The sequence below is a fragment of the Ruegeria sp. CK2 genome (genome assembly GCF_056536585.1).
Window position 1 is genome coordinate 116,087 of record NZ_JBQFPW010000006.1, and the last position, 18,203, is coordinate 134,289.

Here is an 18,203-nt window from a genome sequence, read left to right on the forward strand (position 1 = left end):
GGATCCTGTGACCAGCAACGCGGCACAGATGCTCCCCCAGATCGGATGGGGGCAGAAGTACCGCCTGCGCTGGAAACGTCGCCGCCTGTTGTGGAGGTCATGGCGCAGCCAAAAGCAGCTTTCATCCCTGATGGACCGCACACACACAATCAACCGCGGTGACATTCTGGTCTTTACGACGCTGCGCAACGAAATCACCCGCCTGCCTTGGTTTTTTCGCCACTATCGTCGGTTGGGAGTCGATCATTTTCTGATTGTGGACAATGGCAGCGACGATGGATCAACCGAGTATCTGCTGGAACAGCCAGACGTCTCACTGTGGCAAACGCATGCCAGTTATCGGGCGTCCAGGTACGGGCTGGACTGGCTGACGGGGCTGCAGATGCGATACGGCCACCGGCACTGGTGTCTGATGGTCGATGCCGATGAGCTGTTGATCTATGCCAATCATGGCGACCGCTCGCTCCACGATCTGACCACTTGGCTGGATCTGCAAGGGCGCGTGGCGTTTGGTACGCTGATGCTGGATCTGTACCCCAAGGGTCCGCTGGGGTCCCAATCCTATGACGCCGAAACCGACCCGACAGCGGTTCTGAGCTGGTTCGATGCCGGGCCGTACCGGGCGCAGCGACAAAGCCCGGCAGGCAATCTTTGGGTACAGGGCGGCGCGCGTGAACGGACGTTCTTTACGCAGGTGCGGCAGTGCTCTCCGACCTTAAACAAAATACCACTGGTTCGATGGTCGCGCCGCTATGCTTTCGTGAACTCCTGTCATTCCGCTTTGCCCCGAAAGCTGAACTCGGCCTATGACGGGCCAGGTGGGGAAACGCCGTCTGGTGTCTTGCTGCACACCAAGTTCCTGCCGGAAATTGTCGAAAAGTCGGAAATCGAAAAGCAGCGACGACAGCATTTTCACGATCCGGACCAATTCGGGCCATACTACGATGAGATAATTAATTGCCCAGACATGTGGACCCCACACTCTACCGAATACACAGGCTGGGCGCAGTTGCAGCAAATGGGTCTGATGAACGCCGGAGGTTGGGAATGATCACAGAAAACAAGGGCATAAAAACCATGCTCGTCACTAACGGCTTTTAAATCCATTGCTTTGCAAGATGCAAAAATGGCATAAACCGGCAAGACCCTGGTGCCAAACACGTCTTGGCAGACCCGGGGAACGCTCGCGTTATACAAAAGGTTGGGCAGTCGCGTGAGCCTATGGGGATCATATCGAATGAGATTGCGGCGCAAGCGCCGTATTTTGCGATGTGTCAAAAAACGACGCGAGTTGAAGCCGGCCAGCACCAACACCGCAGCGATCCGTTCGGACGATATTCTACTGATGAGCGTCATCCGCAACGAAAAGATCCGCCTGCCCTATCTTCTGGATTATTATCGCAAACTGGGCATCAATCACTTTCTGTTTGTCGACAATGACAGTGATGACGGCAGCTTTGAGTTTCTGCAAGCGCAGCCGGATGTCTCGGTCTGGCGCACAAAGACCAGCTACAAGAAAGCGTCTTATGGTTTGGACTGGTCAAACTATCTGCTTCGGAAATATGCGCATGGGCACTGGGTTCTGACCGTCGATCCGGATGAGTTCTTTATCTATCCGTTTTGCGATACACGACCGATCCGCGCCCTGACCGACTGGCTGGACGGCTGCGCCGTGCGCAGCTTTGGCACCATGTTGATCGACATGTATCCGCAGGGGCCAGTGGACGCGGAACCTTACACCGAAGGACAAAACCCCTTTGATATCGCGCGCTGGTTTGATGCAGGAAACTACACGATCACAAAGAATCCAGTTTACAAAAATCTTTGGATTCAGGGTGGGCCGAGGGCACGTGTGTTTTTTCAAGAGACTCCGGCCAAAGCGCCTGCATTGAACAAAATCCCACTGGTCAAATGGGATAGGCGCTATGTCTATGTAAGTTCAACTCATTCGCTTTTACCGCGCGGCCTGAACCAAGTCTACGATGAGTGGGGCGGAGAGAAAACCAGCGGCGCGCTGCTGCATGCTAAATTGATCAACACATTGGGCGACAAGGCGCATGAGGAGCTGCAGCGCGGAGAACACTACCGTGGGTCCGGCGAATACAAAGCCTATGCGCAGCAGCTTGAGGGTAAGCCCGTTTTCTGGTGCACCTGTTCAGAGAAGTTCATCAACTGGCGGCAGCTTGAGATTCTGGGTCTCATGTCAAAAGGAAACTGGGCATGAGCAGTCTTGGCATCGTCATGCTGGTGCATACCGCACTTGATCGCGCTGAGCAGGTGGCGCGGCACTGGACTGCAACCGACTGCCCAGTCGTGATCCATGTAGATCGCAAAGTGCCAGACGTGGACTATTCCAGATTTGTTTCGTCTTGCGCGGACAACCCGCTGATCGTCTTCTCGGACCGTCATATCTGTGACTGGGGTGGCTGGGGCATCGTCGCCGCCTCGCAATGCGCATCCGAACGGCTGCTGGAATCCTTCCCTGATGTCCGCCACGTGTTCTTGTCTTCGGGTGCCTGCCTGCCCTTGCGCCCGGTTCAGGAACTGATCGATTATCTTGCCGACCGGCCCCGCATCGACTTTATCGAAAGCGCAACAACCGCTGACGTCAGCTGGACCATCGGTGGCTTGGATCACGAACGTTTCACGCTGCGCTTCCCGTTTTCATGGCGCAAGCATCGCAAGCTGTTTGACACATATGTCAAATTGCAACGCGCGTTGGGCATCCGCCGACGGATACCCGAAGGATTGATGCCGCATATGGGCAGCCAGTGGTGGTGCCTGACCCGTCAAACACTGTCGGCGGTCCTGCAGGATCCGAAGCGCAAAATCTATGACGCATATTTTCGCCACGTCTGGATCCCGGATGAAAGCTACTTTCAAACTCTGGCGCGTCTGTATTCAACCCATATCGAGAGCCGATCGCTGACTCTGTCCAAATTCGACTATCAAGGCCGGCCGCATATTTTCTATGATGATCATCTGCAGCTGTTGCGCCGGTCGGATTGCTTTGTCGCTCGGAAAATCTGGTGGCGCGCGGATCGGTTGTATCAGTCCTTTCTGACTGATCAGGCCGGAGCAATGAAACCAGCCGAGCCCAATCCCGGTAAGATCGACCGGGTGTTCGCCAAGGCCGTTGAACGACGAACGCATGGCCGCGATGGTTTGTACATGCAAAGCCGCTTTCCCAGACATGGCAGCGAAAACGGCCTGACCTCATCCCCGTATTGCGTATTTCAGGGCTTTTCCGAAGTGTTCGAGGGGTTCGAAGCCTGGTTGTCAGACACTACTGGCGCCAAGGTCCACGGACATTTGTTCGGCCCCGACCGGGCCGAGTTTGCGCAAGGTGAAACCATCATCAACGGTGCGCTCACCGATAGCGCGACCCTGCGCGATTACAACCCGACAGCGTTTCTGTCGAACCTGATCTGGAACACGCGCGGTGAACGCCAGTGTTTTCAATTCGGACCAGCCGACACTCAAGACATCAACTGGTTGCTGGCGCGGGACAAAAACGCCCAGATTTCGGTGATCACCGGGGCCTGGGCAATTGACCTGTTCCGATCAAACATGAATTTCGCAGATATCAGAACCGAAGCCGCCCGTCTGCAGCAGATCGAATCCAAACAACTCGAGATTCTGACCTCGGTCTGGACCAAAGCCCGGATGCGCAGCTGGACCCTGGCAGAGTTCATCGAATCCCCGATGGAGCCATTGCAAAGCATTATCGATGAAATCGGAACACAGCAGGCAAGCCACCTGACCGAAGCACCGACGATGGTCGACCTGTCCGGGTTCGGTCAGTTCCTTCAGAACCTGAAGAACCAGGGAATGCACCCGTACCTGATGGGTGATTTCCCCGCCGATGATGTGTTCGGAACCCAGACCAAACCCTACCGCAAACCCTATCTGGTGAAGTGATCGCCGATGTCAGCCAAGTTCGACTACTTCATCGTTCTGGCCGCAATGCGCACTGGCTCGAACCTGTTGGAAGCCAATCTGAATGCGATTGACGGCATTACCTGCCATGGTGAGGCGTTCAACCCACATTTCATCGGCCGACTAAAATCCGAAGACCTGCTGGGTGTTTCGCTGGCTGAACGCGACACTGACCCAACACAACTGATCAACGCCATTCGGTCAGCCCCGGGATGCCTGAACGGCTTCCGCTATTTCCAGGATCACGAGCCGCGGGTTCTCGAGCCTGCGCTAAACGATCCTAAATGCGCCAAGATCATACTGACCCGCAATCCGCTGGACAGCTATCTTTCGCTGAAAATTGCGCGCGCGACCAAACAGTGGCAACTGAAGAACATCAAACGCCGCATGGACGCGCAGGTTGAATTTGATCCCGAAGAATTTGCATTCTATCTCGATAACCTGCAGCGCCATCAGGAGTTTCTGCTAAACAACCTGCAGAAATCCGGCCAGACCGCGTTTTACATTGGTTACGACGATCTGAACCAGCTGAATGTCCTGAATGGGTTGGCTGGGTGGTTGGGTGTTGAAGGGCGTCTGGATCAATTGGACGATACGCTAAAGCCGCAAAACCCGGCCCCGCCTTTGTCAAAGGTGACCAATCCGGACGATATGGAACAATCGCTGATTGGAGTGGATTGGTTCAACCTGCACCGCACCCCGAATTTTGAACCCCGGCGCGGTCCGGCAGCGGTACTTTATGTGGCTGCGGCCAAAACCCCACTTATGTATCTGCCCATCCGCAGCGGTGTTGATCCGGTGATCAGGGATTGGCTGGCGAAACTGGACGAAACCCACCCTGACGATCTGATCACTGATCGCAATCGCAAGCAAACCCGCGCATGGATGCAATCCCAAACGGGGCACCGCAAATTCACCGTTCTGCGTCACCCGTTGGCTCGGGCGCACACCGCCTTTTGTACCCGTATTCTGAACAAGGGACCGGGCAGCTATCAAGTGATCCGACACACGCTGCGCAATCGGTTCAAATTGCCGATCCCGGGACAAGTGCGAGCCAACAACTATTCCCTCGACCAGCACTATGAGGCATTTGCTACCTTTCTGACCTTTCTGCGCCACAACCTAGATGGCCAGACGCCGATCCGTGTTGACGGAGCCTGGTGCAGTCAGTCTTTGGTGATCGAGGGGATGTCGGGGTTCGCCATGCCAGATCTGATCCTGCGAGAAGAGGAGTTGAGAACGGCCCTGCCCGCGCTCGCCCGTTCAATGGGTCATACAAACCCACCCGAACCAGAGGTCTGCCCGGAAGACGTGCCCTATACGCTGGAACAGATTTACGACGAACAACTCGAGGCGCTCGCAGCCGAAGCATACCACCGCGACTATTTGCAATTTGGATTCGGCCCATGGCGGCCGCAGTCGTAAAACCCTATGCGCGCAGGGTGATCAGCGTGCCGCGATTGACCATCGCATAGATCTCTTCAATTTCGTCGTTCTTCACCGCGATGCAGCCCGCTGTCCAGTCCGGCGTCTTTTTCGCGCGCTTGAACTCAGACCGCAGATTGGGCTGTCCGTGAATGAAAATATCGCCACCCGGATCAACACCTGCAGCTTTCGCCAAAGCGATGTCCTGCGAGTCCGGATAAGAGATTCCTAGCGACAGGTGATATCGGCTTCGGGGATTTCGGCGATCGATCAGATACGTGCCCTCCGGGGTACGACCATCACCGCGTTTTATCTTCGTGCCGTTCGGAGCAAATCCCAAATCAACATCATATTCCCGAAGGACCTGCTCATGATGAAGAAGATAGAGTTTGCGTGATCCCTTGTTCACAACAAGCGAGGTAACCTCGGGCCCATTGTAAGTCAAAATTCTCGGGCCAGCTGAGGCACAAGCCGAAAGGCTCAGCGTTGCCATAGCACCCAATCCAAATACTCGACGATCCATATTTTTCACTGCCTGCTTCTTTTTTTCGGTTATTATGCCAAAAAAAATAAAAACTGAAATCACTTTTTGATGTTCGACTGCTCAATTAAATGGCGTTCGATGATTTCAAGTCGCGCAATTACCTCGTCCCGGTAGGCGTCTGTTTTCACCTCATCTTCGGCATGATGGGCATCCTGCATCGAATTTACGATCAGGCCGACCAGCAGGTTCACCACCGCAAATGTCGTGACCATGATGAATGGGACAAAAAACAACCAGGCATAAGGATACACCTCCATCACCGGGCGGACGATGCCCATCGACCAGCTTTCCAGCGTCATGATCTGGAACAAGGTATAGGCCGACAGCCCAAGATCACCGAACCAGTCGGGGAAAGATTGCGAGAACAGTTTGGTCGAGATCACCGCACCGATGTAAAACAGAATTGCCATCAGCAGGAACACACTGGCCATACCCGGAACGGCCGAGATAAAGCCTTCGACCACGCGGCGCAGACGTGGCGCGACGGAAATGACACGCAGCACCCGCAGGATACGCAGGGCCCGCAATACTGACAGCCCTCCGCCCCCCGGAACCAGCGCAATCCCGACGATCAGAAAGTCAAAGATGTTCCAGCCGCTGGTAAAAAACCTGCGGCCAGTGGCGATAAGCTTGATCCCGATCTCGACAACAAAGATGCCCAGGCAAACGCTGTCCAGAAATACGATCAATGGACCCGCTTGTGCCATCAGCGTGGGCGACGTTTCCATCCCCAGCAACACAGCATTGAAGATAATGACACCGGTAATGAACCGCCCGAAGGCTGGCGCTTCGATGATCGCCAACAAGCGCTGATTGAACCCCATGTCTCGCTCTCTCCTGTCTGTTCAAGATCCGGGGTTCAGCACAAACCGCGCGGCAAGTTCCGTATGTGACGACCATCGAAATTGGTCAACAACCTGTACCCATTTAAGAGTGTATCCTGCATCGACAAGGGATTTGGCGTCGCGCGCAAAGGTCACCGGGTTGCACGAGACATAGGCAATCACCGGGCGTTGCGCCTGAACCAATTCGGCCACTTGCGCTTCGGCCCCTGCGCGCGGCGGGTCCAGGACAACAGCATCAAAGGAGTTCAACTCATCCTGCATCAACGGACGGCGAAACAGATCCCGCGCCGCGGTCGTTATACGCTTGAGGCCTTGCGCCCGGCGCCATCCCTTATCCAAGGCTTGGGTCATGACGGCTTCACCCTCAACTGCGTGGACTTCCGCCATTTTTGCCAATGGCAAAGAGAACGTACCGCTGCCGGAAAACAGATCAACAACTCGCTTAGCGCCCTGAACAGCCTCCAAAACCGCCAATGTTAGAGCCTGTTCGCCGTCTTTGGTTGCTTGCAGAAACGCGCCCGAAGGGGGCACGACCGCGACATCTCCAAACCGTTGAACAGGGGCGTGGCGCATGGCAATCACCTCGCCATCCCAACTGAGCCGCGCGAGCGCATGTTTCTCCGTGGCTTGCGCCAGCGCCAGTTCCAAAGGTCCATCCAGTGGCTTGCCACCTTTGACGGCCACATCCAAACCGCCCTCGGACAGGGTCAGGGTAACGGCAAGAGCCCCCTTTCGGCTGCCGCCCAACACGGCCAGCGCCTCGGCCACTGGAATCGCGGCAATCAGGGCCGGGTCCAACAGATGGCAATCGGGAATTTCTGTGATGGTATCCGAAGCGCGTCCATGAAAACCGGCCAGCGTGCCCTTCTTCGTCCGACGCACAGTGATCGTCGCGCGGCGACGAGATCGTTCCGGCGACGTGTGGATCGGGCGCATAGTCGCCTCTAACCCTTGTGCCGCAAGCGCGTTGCGGACGATGTCGACTTTCCAATCTGCAACAAACGCATCAGACGCATGCTGCAGCTGGCATCCGCCACACGCCTTATAGTGACGGCACGGCGCCTTCACCCGCTGGTCGGAAGGCGTATCCACCCGAATATCAGTCAGGAATTGATCCAGAAGCGTGCCGCTGACCACCTCACCCGGCAGGGTGCGCGGCGCATAGACTGGGCCATCCGCGATGCCATCGCCCTGGTGCCCAAGGCGGTTTATGGTGAATTGTTGCGTCATAGCTGGCCTGATACCGGGGGATTACCCGCAACAAAACCCTTATTCGGCAGCTTCCGCCTGAATGAACCCGCCCGATTGACGATGCCAAAACCGAGCATATAGCCCGCCTTTTTCCAACAACGCATCATGGGTGCCGGTTTCCACGATCTGTCCATGGTCCAACACGACAATGCGGTCCATCTCGCTGAGCGTCGACAAACGATGCGCAATGGCCAGAACCGTCTTGCCCTGCATCACCCGGTGTAGTGCGGTCTGAATCGATGCCTCGACCTCGGAATCCAGCGCCGATGTCGCCTCGTCCAACACCAGGATCGGCGCGTCCTTCAGAATGGCGCGCGCCAAAGCGATCCGCTGACGCTGACCGCCGCTGAGTTTCACTCCACGTTCTCCCAGATGCGCATCATATCCGGTGCGACCATGCGCATCCTGAAGGCTGAGGATGAACTCATGCGCTTCGGCCTTTTTGGCCGCCTCGACCATCTCAGCCTCTCGGGCGTCAGGGCGACCATAGAGGATATTCTCGCGGGCCGAGCGATTGAACATCGCGGTTTCTTGCGTGACCATGCCGATCTGGCGGCGCAGGCTGTCCTGCGTCACATGTGACACATCCTGCCCATCGATGCTAATTGTACCTTTTTCCCCGTCATAGAGCCGCAATAACAACGAAACCAAGGTTGATTTCCCGGCACCGGAAGCACCGACGATGCCCAGTTTCTCACCCGGCTTTACGGTCATATTCAGGTCTATGACACCGCCAACATCGCGGCCATAGGCAAAGCTAACAGCGTCAAAACTGATGCTGCCTTCGGTAACGCTTAGCTCCTTGGCCTGTGATGCGTCTTCGACTCGGTCGCGTTTGGCCAGCGTCTTCATGCCGTTCTCGATTTCTCCGACATTGGCGTACAGACCCATCAGCGTGAAACTGACCCAGCCTGTCATTTGCGCGATGCGGATCGAAACGGCACCGGCCGCAACGATATCGCCAGCAGTTGCACTGCCGGCTTGCCACAGCCAAAGCGTTGCGCCCAGCAACAGGACCGGGAGAATCCCAGCGAGCGTCATCAGAATGAATCGGAAGCTTGCCGATAGTTTGCCGAAATCCAGCGATCTTTCGCGCAGCTCGACCATCGAGTGCCGCGCGGCCTGATCTTCGAAATCCGCGTGGGCAAACAGTTTGACGGTTTTGATATTGGTGATCGTATCGACCACCTGTCCTGACACCATCGCCCGCGCCCCGGCCCGTTCTGCCGATCGTTTGCGGATGCGCGGCAGATACCACCGCACCAGCAAGAAATACACCACAAGCCAGGCCGCAAACGGCAACATCACCAACGGGTGAATAGACCCTAACAAAAGCAAAGAGCCCACAAGTGACGCCAAAGCGAAGACAATTGCGCTGATCGTTTCCGACACGACCGAGGCCATGGCGTTCGAGGTCTGCATCTGCTTTTGAGCAATCCGGCCTGCGAAATCGTCATCGAAATAGGTCACGGACTGGCCCAGCGTCCAACGGTTCAACTTGGCCAGAACCAATGGCGGGATGTTAGGCATGACAATGTAATTGTTCGACAGCGACGACAGCCCAAACAAGATGGGTCGCAGCACCATGAAAAACGCCACTGCGCCGAAGATCATCCACATGTTTCCTGCGGTCAGAAAGTCCTCAGGCCCGCTGGAGGTCGCCACATCGATCACCCAACCGAGGATCCAGGCGGTTCCCGCCTCCATCGCCCCAGCGGTTGCCGAGAAGAATGCCGCAATAAACAGCATCGGCCACGCGCCGGATAAGCTCCAGCGAATGAACGCCCCCAAAGTCTGCGGTGGGGGCGTTTCGATGTTCTTGAATGGGTTTATGAGGTCGGCAACCCTCATTCAGCGGCCTCCGGATTCATGAAGCCGCCAGACTGCCGCGCCCAGAACTGCGCGTAAAGGCCGCCCTGCGACAACAACTCCGAATGCGCACCCTCTTCCACAATGCGGCCCCCATCCATCACCAGAATGCGGTCCATCTGTGCGATAGTGCTGAGCCGGTGGGCAATGGCGATCACGGTTTTACCTTGCATCATGCCGTAGAGGGTTTCCTGAATTGACGCTTCAACCTCGGAATCTAGGGCGGATGTTGCCTCGTCCAACAACAATATCGGGGCGTCTTTCAAGATCACCCGCGCCAGCGTCACCCGCTGCCTTTGACCACCGCTGAGCTTTACGCCGCGTTCCCCCACATGCGCGTCATAGCCGGTGCGCCCTTCAGGATCCTGAAGGTCAAGGATGAACTCATGCGCCTCGGCCTGTTTCGCCGCTGTGATCATCTGCAATTCAGTGGCATCAGGACGGCCATATAGAATATTGTCCCGAACCGAGCGATGCAACAATGCGCTGTCCTGCTGAACCATACCGATATGACTGCGCAGACTGTCCTGAGTGACCTGTGCGATGTTCTGATCGTCAATCAGGATAGCGCCGCGTTCAACGTCGTAAAACCGTAAGAGCAGTTTCACGAGGGTCGATTTACCAGCACCAGACCGACCGATCAGGCCAATCTTTTCGCCCGGCTGAACGATCATGTCGATATGATCCAGACCACCGGTTTCGCGCCCGTAATGATGCGACAAATCGCGGATTTCGATCTGGCCGTTTGTCAGGCGCAGAGGCTTGGCAGCCGGGGCGTCCAGCAAATCGACAGGTTGCGCAATCGTCTGCATCCCTTCGGCCACAATACCGAGCTGACGGAAGAAGCTGGTCAGCGCCCACATGATCCAGCCGGTCATGGCGTTCAGCCTCAGCGTCAGCGCAGTTGCAGCGGCGACCACACCTACGGTCGCGCTGCCCTGCATCCACAGATAAATCGCCCAACCCACAACACCAACTATCAGCAGGCCGTTCAGGGTGACCAGAACAGCATCCATGACAGTGAAGATCCGCATTTCGACCTGAAATGTGCGGCGCGTTTCCTCGATCGCTTCGCGCGCATAGTCCAATTCTTGCGCGTTATGGGCGAACATCTTAACCGAATGAATGTTGGTATAGCTGTCCACTACACGACCCGTCACGGTCGAGCGTGCATCAGAGGCCGCCTGCGAGGCCGGTCCAACACGTTTTACGGTCCAACGCACCAGCACAGCATAAAACGCGAACCAAATCAGGAGCGGAATAAGCAGGCGCGCATCTGCCGCGTACAGCAGAATCGCCGCGCCGATCAGGTAAGCAAGCGAGAATGAAATCGCGTCAAAGACCTGAAACACCACTTCGCCCGCAGCTGGTGGCGTCTGCATAATCCGGTTGGCGATACGGCCTGCAAAGTCGTTTTCAAACCAACCAACCGATTGACGCAGCACGTGTTTATGCGCGCGCCAGCGGATCAGCGTGCCAAAGTTCGGCAGGATCGTGTTGTTCAACAACAGGACGTCGACCAGATGCAGGATGGGTCGCAACAATAGAATAAATGCGGCCATCCACAGCAGTTCGGTTCCGTGGTTTTGCCAGACTTCGGTCGGCGTGCCGCCCAGCAGATCGACAACGCGGCCCATGTAATAGATCAGTCCGATCTCAACGCCTGCCACGATGATGGAAATAAGCCCGGCCCAGAAAAAGACCTTCATGAAGGGCTGTGAATAATCCAGCATGAACGGCCACAGCCGCGTTGGTGGTGTGTCAGATTCCGTATAGGCGACAAAAGGGTCTACAAGGTTTTCGAAATAGCGAAACATGGAGGATGCTCCAATTGAGCAAGATAAATAGGACGTGCGAAGAAAGATGGCGCCAGAACACCACCCCTACGGGTCGAGCGTTCCGGCTTTAGCCGAACCAGATCCCGTAATACATTCGCATGCCTCCCTCCAAATCAAGTGACAGGCGCAAGTAACCATACTCGATTTGATTTGTCATCCCCTTTTGAGACTTCGTGCTAACCGCCCAGCAAATCTTTGCGGGTCAGGGTAAAGCCCGATGCAATCCAACGCCCTTCCAGCTCGGCCAGTTTCTTGCCCAGCGCCGGCCCGGAAAACTCAGGAATCAAGTCTTTGGCCTTGATCGGAAAACGGGCTGACGCGCCTGAATGCAAGGCCTGCCTCAGGTCTTCGGTCCACGGTTGCTCGAAGAACGCGCAGCGCAGCAAGGTTTCGTGCAACCCGCCCTCGTCGCCGTAGCGGTATCCCAGTTCAGCAACGCTTGTTGTCGCCTGCGCCTCATCCCGCATGCGGGCAAGGCGTTGCAATTGCGACCGGCTAAGTCGAAGCGTTGTCGCGTCCTCAGACGTCACCATCGCGGCCAGCCGGCGCACAGGATCGGGTTCGGTCGAGGACGCCTGTTCAAGATGGATCAATGGGCCCAAGGCCCGATCATCCGCACCCGGAAGCAGTTGCGTCAAAACCCCGGTGCTGCGCATTGCGGCAACAGATGGCGCAGGATCAGGTGCGGCCAAAAGTTTCAACAGCTCTGCCCCAACGCGTTCGCGTGACAGCAACGCCAACCCGTCCAGGTTTTTGGAAATTGCGGCCATCGCATCAGGATCAAACCCGGCATCCGGATCGCCATACCAGGCGTGAAAGCGGAAGTAACGCAGCGACCGCAGATAGTCTTCGCGAATACGATGCGCAGCGGTGCCGATGAACCGCACATGGCGTTTTTCGAGATCCGGTAAGCCGTTTAACGGGTCCAGAATTGCCCCATCGGGCTGCGCATAGATCGCGTTCATGGTGAAATCGCGACGCGCCGCATCTTCTTCGACCTTGTCAGAAAAGGCTACGACGGCTCGGCGGCCATCGGTTTCCACATCGCGGCGGAAAGTGGTGATTTCATGCGGGATACCGTGGCTGACAATCGTGACCGTGCCGTGTTCAATTCCGGTTGGAATCGCCTTAAGCCCTGCGTCTTTTGCCAACGCAACCACCTGATCCGGCAGCGCATCTGTGGCAATATCGATGTCTCGGACCGGCACACCCAGCAGCGCATTGCGCACGCAGCCACCGACAAACAAGGCCTGGCTGCCCGCCGCAGTCAGGGCGGCACATACCTTTTGAGTCGACTGCTCCGAGACCCAGGGCTCTTCAATCTGCTTCATTCACTCACCCGCGCCGCCAATCCCCGCAATATGCGGGCCGTTGCGCCCCAGATGTAATAGGGGCCGAATGGCACTGTGAAGTACTTTCGCCGCTGGCCACGCCACCTGCGCGACTCTACCACATAATTGGACGGGTCCAGGATGTGCTTGAGTGGAACCGAAAACACTTCGTCCACCTCTCCGGATTCAGGTATCGCCTGGAATGAGTGGCGCAGAATGGCCACCACTGGTGTTACGGAAAACGACGTCACTGTCTCATGCGTCGGCAGGAACCCCAGCACCTCGGGCAGATCGCTCGGCAGGCCAATTTCTTCCTGTGCTTCACGCAATGCTGCTGCGGTGACATCAACATCGCCCTCATCCTGCTTGCCGCCGGGAAAGGCGATCTGACCGGGATGATGTTTCAGGGCCGAAGACCGTTTGGTCAGGATCAGTCGTGGCACGTCATCGACGACGGAAATTGGTACCAGCACACCTGCCGGACGCAGCTTGCGTCCGGGCGGAAGAACGGTTTCCGGGTTCAGGTCGAAATCGCTGGAGCCGTGACCGGGGCGGCGCAGGGCCGCCCGGATCTGTTCAGACGGGTCATGCACCTTCGGCGTCTTCGGCATCAAACCCAACAGTCGCAGGATCCAGCACGTAATGTGACCCGCAGAACTGGCAATCGGCGGTGACTTCGCCTTCGGGCGTGGTCATCTTTTCGATGTCCTTGGCCGAGTAAATCGACAGGCTTTGGCGCACCCGATCTTCTGAACAGGTACAGCCAAACTGCACCGATTGGGCGTCGTAGACCCGCGGCTGTTCTTCGTGAAACAAGCGCACAAGCAGATCGGTCGGCGCAATCGACGGCCCGATCAGCTCCAAATCCTCCACCGTGTCCAGCAAGATGTTGACCCGGCCCCAGTTTTCGCCTTCTTCGCCATCAACCAGATCTTTGGCAGACAGGATTTCGCCCTCACCCTCATTTGACGCCACAAAAGGCGAGGCCTTTGGCATGTGCTGCAGCATGATCCCGCCGGCGCGCCAATGCTCTCCGACATCGGGCTCGGTGGATTTGCCGAAACTCAGTGAGAATCGTGTCGGCAATTGTTCGGATTGCGCAAAATACGCTTCGGCACAGGCGCTCAGCGACCCACCGGCCAAAGGTGTGATCCCCTGATACGGCTGCGTGCCTTCGCCTTGATCAATCATGATGGCGAAATACCCTTCGCCGACTTGATCGAACGGCGCGCCGTTCGTCAAGCGGTCGGGGTCGAAACTGGCATAGGCGCGAATGCGGGCGGGCTCGCCCTCGGCCTGCGGCGCGTAGTAATCGGTTGCGATCATGCGCACGGCGCCCTTGGACTGCACCTGCAACGACAGCTTCCAGCGCAATGATACGGTCTGGCCGATCAATGCTGTCAGCAGGGCCATCTCGGCCACCAACGCTTCGACTTTTTCCGGATAATCATGCTGCTTCAGAATGCCGTCGAGCACACCATCCAGCCGGGCCACGCGGCCACGCATATCCGGTACATCAAGTTGAAAGGGCAGGACGGTATCGTCCCACGCGATTTTCGTTCCAAGAGACATGGGGTTTCCTTACACGCCACGGGTTGGCATACCGCAACCATATAGGTCGAACAGATTTGGTTTTAAGGGGCCATACATGATCAGGCGGTTCGGTGAAACCCCAGAGCCGGGGCGGACATACAAACGAAGGGTCGGAGTTTACGCTTTGCTGCCGCGCGGACGTCATCTTTTGCTGACGTGCCAGACCGAACCAGGCCCCGATCTACAACTGCCCGGCGGAGGTATTGATCCGGGCGAATCGCCTGTTGCGGCCCTACATCGCGAAGTTTTTGAGGAAACCGGGTGGTCGGTTGCAGCACCCCGCCGTGTCGGCGCATTTCGCCGCTTTACCTATATGCCGGAATACGACCTGTGGGCCGAGAAGATCTGCCTGATCTATCGCGCGCGCCCGGTTCGCAGCATGGGCCCACCGACCGAGGCCTTTCACGAGGCGCTTTGGATGCATAGCGCCGACGCGGTCGAGCTGTTGGGCAATGACGGTGACCGGCATTTCGCCGGTCTTCACCTTACAGGGCTTTAGGGCCCGTTATATTCAAACAACACGGCTGACACATCATCGCCCATGCCATCATCAGGGGACATCACCTGCGTTAATCGCCAGAACATATCATCGAGAAACTCAGGCCCACCCGGGCCCGCTGCGCATTCCAATGCCATTTCGCGCAGCCCGTCTTCGTCCAACATCCCGCCGCCCTCAAGGTGGCATTCCGTGAATCCATCCGAGTATAGCAAGAGCTTGTCGCCGGGACGCAGCTGTGTTTGTACCTGCTGAAAAGAGACATCCGGCAACAGCCCGACGGGCAACCCGCCATCGCCCAAAAACTCAGCGTTGCCATCCTGACGCATCACCAAAGGATGCGGGTGCCCGGCTTGGACCATTTTCAAATGCCCGTTGCGCAAATCGACGATGGCATAGACCATCGTGAAATACTCTTCGATCCCCTCATCAGCCATTAGTCGCGAGTTGAGTGTGTCAGCGACATCTTCGGGCGGCAAAAGTGCGTAGAATTTGCTGAACCGCCGTTCCATCGCCACATTCTGATCAAAATGACTGCTCGACAGGTACCCGCCCAAGCGCGCCGTCATCATCGCTGATGTGATGCCGTGACCAGACACATCGATGCTGTAGAACCCCAACCGGTTTTCACCCGGAGAGAACATGCCCACCAAATCACCGCCAATATGGCCGCAAGGCTTCAGCAACAAACTGACCTGCGATTTCCCGAACTGTCTTGTCAACTCGGTCACCAGTGATTCCTGGATCTTTCGGGCCTGCATCAGATCTTTGTCAATCGCATCATGGGCCAGCTTGAGGTCGTCAAGCGCGGATTCGATGATCCGGTTCTTTTCAGAAAGCTCGCGCTGCATATCCAGAATGCGGGCGCCTGCCGCAATGCGCGCGCGCAGCTCGTCCGCCTCAAGCGGTTTGATCAGAAAGTCATCTGCACCAGCGTCCAGGCCGCGTGCGACCTCTTGCTTTTCGCTTTTTGATGTCAGGAGGATGAAATAGCTGTATTGCTTTGTATCCAACGCGCGAAACGACCGGCAGAATTCCAGCCCGCTCATCCCCGGCATCACCCAGTCACTCAGGACCAGATCGGGCGGATCATCGGAACACATGGAAAGCGCAACGTCGCCGCTGTCCGCTTCGATCACCTCAAATCCCCATTTCTTGAGGGATGCGACCAAAATACGACGCTGAAGGCGACTGTCATCGACGACCAGCACCTTTCGGATTGCGCCGAAGTCCAAATCTGAATTGGCCTGCTCGAGCCTCACCCCTTGCACCCAACTACCCCTACGCTGTGTCATTTTCGCGAACATGACGAGCCTAGTCCTGTGGAGTTTAACATCCGGTGAAAGCCCGCAGCTAAAGAAATTCACTACGCTTAACCAGCTATTTACCGGGCGCACAGTACGAACGGATATGCGCAATCCGATTCAGGAGAATGGCCATGATCCACTGGCCCAGAGTCAAACAATTGCGGGACGAGGTTGGCGCGGATGAGTTCGGTGAGGTCGTCGAGATATTTCTGGACGAAGTTCAGGAAGTGATCACACGCCTGCACACGGATACTGAGCGGCGCGAGCTTGAGCAAAACCTGCATTTCCTTAAAGGCAGCGCGCTGAGCCTTGGGTTCGATCAGTTCTCGAAACTGTGTCAGGATGGAGAACGCAGCGCTGCCGCAGGCAAAAGCATGGACGTCGATTTGTCCGCAATTCTGGCCGCGTATGATGCGTCAAAGTCAGTGTTCCAGGCTAATCTTGCCGCAAACCTGACCTGATCTCAGATCACGAACTGCGCCAGTGTCTCATCCTCGGTGATGTCAGTATAGGTAAAGCCCGCATCATCTAGATGAGCAAACAGGCGCATGAAGTTTTCGGGCTTGCGGGTTTCGATCCCAATCAGGACCGACCCGAAATTGCGCGCTGACTTCTTCATGTATTCGAACCGGGCGATGTCATCCTCGGGGCCCAGAATGCCCAGAAACTCTTTCAAGGCGCCCGGGCGCTGTGGCAGGCGCAGGATGAAGTATTTCTTAACACCCGAATAGCGCTGAGCTCGTTCTTTCACTTCCGGCAGCCGCTCAAAATCAAAATTGCCGCCCGAGGTAACGCAAACCACGGTTTTGCCGCGCACAAAGCTTTGAACATCGCCCACCGCCTCAATCGCCAGCGCGCCTGCGGGTTCCAGTACAACGCCTTCGACGTTCAGCATTTCGATCATGGTGGTACAGATACGGTCCTCGGACAGGGTCAACACATCCGACAAATGGCGATCACGCAACAACTCAAAGGGCTTTTCGCCGATCCGGCCAACCGCGGCACCATCAACAAAAGTGTCGACATGATCCAGTGCTACGGGATGCCCGGCAGCCAAGGCCGCGCGCAAACACGCACCACCTGCAGGTTCCACGAACAGGCAATGACTGCGATCACCAAACCATGTCGCCACGCCCGCGGACATACCCCCTCCTCCGACCGGCAACACGATATGATCAGGAGCCGCGCCCAGTTGCGCCTCAATTTCGACAGCCAACGAGGCCTGCCCTTCAATCACATCTGCATCATCGAACGGAGACAGAAAGTGCCCACCCTGTTCGGCGCACCATGTCTGAGCGGCGGCGAGCGTATCATCGAAATAGTCGCCAGTCAGATGGATCTCGATATTGTCGCCGCCAAAGATGCGGGTTTTTTGGATTTTCTGCTGTGGTGTCGTAACGGGCATGAAGATCACACCCCGGACGTTCATGTGCTTGCACATGAACGCGACGCCCTGGGCGTGGTTACCCGCACTGGCGCAAACGAACAGATCCTGCCCTGTCTGCTTGCGCATCGCGTTGAAGGCACCGCGAATCTTGTAAGATCGAACCGGGCTCAGATCTTCACGCTTCAGCCAGATATCGGCCCCGTAGCGCTCGGACAGATGGGCATTCCGCTGCATTGGAGTTGCAGGAAAAACAGAACGCATCGCCTGTTCAGCGGCACGGGCGCGGGTCATGAAATCGGTCATGTCAGTTTCTGTGACTCATCCTGAGCAAAAGAGCAACAAATCGAAAAGTATCAATCGCTCAAACTCGGTTACGAC

At 56.6% G+C, this 18,203-nt stretch carries 16 protein-coding genes; 6 read left to right on the forward strand and 10 right to left on the reverse strand.

Translation table 11 applies throughout. The features are described from left to right. Positions 1 to 7: 7 nt before the first annotated feature. The 4 genes from ACR0BU_RS11435 (at position 8) to ACR0BU_RS11450 (ending at position 5,364) form a co-directional block, all read left to right on the forward strand. Positions 8 to 1,051 carry a glycosyltransferase family 2 protein gene (locus tag ACR0BU_RS11435; protein WP_480737449.1) on the forward strand — a complete coding sequence of 348 codons (1,044 nt, stop codon included), beginning with the start codon at positions 8 to 10 and terminating at the stop codon, positions 1,049 to 1,051. 186 nt (positions 1,052 to 1,237) lie between these two features. Further along, the gene (locus ACR0BU_RS11440; RefSeq protein ID WP_299081116.1) at positions 1,238 to 2,224 is read left to right on the forward strand and encodes a glycosyltransferase family 2 protein; all 987 of its coding nucleotides are present in this window, start codon (positions 1,238 to 1,240) and stop codon (positions 2,222 to 2,224) included. Then, a complete protein-coding gene (locus ACR0BU_RS11445) occupies positions 2,221 to 3,921 on the forward strand; it encodes a DUF5927 domain-containing protein (protein WP_480737447.1) in 1,701 nt (566 codons plus the stop codon). Before ACR0BU_RS11440 ends, ACR0BU_RS11445 begins: the two co-directional genes overlap by 4 nt. A gap of 6 nt (positions 3,922 to 3,927) precedes the next feature. Further along, positions 3,928 to 5,364, forward strand: coding sequence for a nodulation protein NodH (locus ACR0BU_RS11450; protein ID WP_480737446.1), 1,437 nt, complete (start codon positions 3,928 to 3,930; stop codon positions 5,362 to 5,364). A 4-nt stretch (positions 5,365 to 5,368) separates the two neighbouring features. Here ACR0BU_RS11450 and ACR0BU_RS11455 read toward each other — a convergent pair whose 3' ends face one another. The 8 genes from ACR0BU_RS11455 to hslO all read right to left on the reverse strand — a co-directional run bounded on the left by ACR0BU_RS11455 (position 5,369) and on the right by hslO (position 14,614). Further along, positions 5,369 to 5,887, reverse strand: coding sequence for a L,D-transpeptidase family protein (locus tag ACR0BU_RS11455; RefSeq protein ID WP_298935907.1), 519 nt, complete (start codon positions 5,885 to 5,887; stop codon positions 5,369 to 5,371). A 59-nt stretch (positions 5,888 to 5,946) separates the two neighbouring features. Continuing rightward, positions 5,947 to 6,732, reverse strand: a complete 786-nt coding sequence (locus ACR0BU_RS11460) for an ion transporter (RefSeq protein WP_480737444.1) — start codon at positions 6,730 to 6,732, stop codon at positions 5,947 to 5,949. Positions 6,733 to 6,753: 21 nt separating this feature from the next. Further along, complete coding sequence (locus tag ACR0BU_RS11465) at positions 6,754 to 7,983, reverse strand: class I SAM-dependent RNA methyltransferase (protein ID WP_480737443.1); 1,230 nt, start codon at positions 7,981 to 7,983, stop codon at positions 6,754 to 6,756. 39 nt (positions 7,984 to 8,022) lie between these two features. Next, a complete protein-coding gene (locus tag ACR0BU_RS11470; RefSeq protein WP_480737441.1) occupies positions 8,023 to 9,855 on the reverse strand; it encodes an ABC transporter ATP-binding protein in 1,833 nt (610 codons plus the stop codon). Next, positions 9,852 to 11,690, reverse strand: coding sequence for an ABC transporter ATP-binding protein (locus ACR0BU_RS11475; protein WP_480737439.1), 1,839 nt, complete (start codon positions 11,688 to 11,690; stop codon positions 9,852 to 9,854). Before ACR0BU_RS11475 ends, ACR0BU_RS11470 begins: the two co-directional genes overlap by 4 nt. A gap of 197 nt (positions 11,691 to 11,887) precedes the next feature. Further along, positions 11,888 to 13,042, reverse strand: a complete 1,155-nt coding sequence (locus tag ACR0BU_RS11480; protein WP_480737437.1) for a CCA tRNA nucleotidyltransferase — start codon at positions 13,040 to 13,042, stop codon at positions 11,888 to 11,890. Further along, a complete protein-coding gene (locus tag ACR0BU_RS11485; RefSeq protein WP_480755746.1) occupies positions 13,039 to 13,635 on the reverse strand; it encodes a CoA pyrophosphatase in 597 nt (198 codons plus the stop codon). Before ACR0BU_RS11485 ends, ACR0BU_RS11480 begins: the two co-directional genes overlap by 4 nt. Next, positions 13,628 to 14,614, reverse strand: a complete 987-nt coding sequence (hslO, locus tag ACR0BU_RS11490) for an Hsp33 family molecular chaperone HslO (RefSeq protein WP_480737434.1) — start codon at positions 14,612 to 14,614, stop codon at positions 13,628 to 13,630. Before hslO ends, ACR0BU_RS11485 begins: the two co-directional genes overlap by 8 nt. 76 nt (positions 14,615 to 14,690) lie before the next feature. Here hslO and ACR0BU_RS11495 point away from each other — a divergent pair, with 76 nt between their 5' ends. After that, positions 14,691 to 15,134 carry an NUDIX hydrolase gene (locus ACR0BU_RS11495; protein ID WP_298935898.1) on the forward strand — a complete coding sequence of 148 codons (444 nt, stop codon included), beginning with the start codon at positions 14,691 to 14,693 and terminating at the stop codon, positions 15,132 to 15,134. Here ACR0BU_RS11495 and ACR0BU_RS11500 read toward each other — a convergent pair. Next, on the reverse strand, positions 15,131 to 16,426 hold the full coding sequence (locus ACR0BU_RS11500) for a PP2C family protein-serine/threonine phosphatase (protein WP_480737432.1): 1,296 nt from the start codon (positions 16,424 to 16,426) through the stop codon (positions 15,131 to 15,133). The two genes, ACR0BU_RS11495 and ACR0BU_RS11500, sit on opposite strands and share 4 nt — an antisense overlap. Before the next feature lie 143 nt (positions 16,427 to 16,569). Here ACR0BU_RS11500 and ACR0BU_RS11505 point away from each other — a divergent pair, with 143 nt between their 5' ends. Beyond that, positions 16,570 to 16,899, forward strand: a complete 330-nt coding sequence (locus ACR0BU_RS11505) for an Hpt domain-containing protein (protein ID WP_299890620.1) — start codon at positions 16,570 to 16,572, stop codon at positions 16,897 to 16,899. A gap of 2 nt (positions 16,900 to 16,901) precedes the next feature. Here the strand turns inward: ACR0BU_RS11505 and ilvA are convergent, their stop codons facing one another. Then, complete coding sequence (ilvA, locus tag ACR0BU_RS11510) at positions 16,902 to 18,128, reverse strand: threonine ammonia-lyase IlvA (protein WP_299081153.1); 1,227 nt, start codon at positions 18,126 to 18,128, stop codon at positions 16,902 to 16,904. Positions 18,129 to 18,203: the final 75 nt, after the last annotated feature.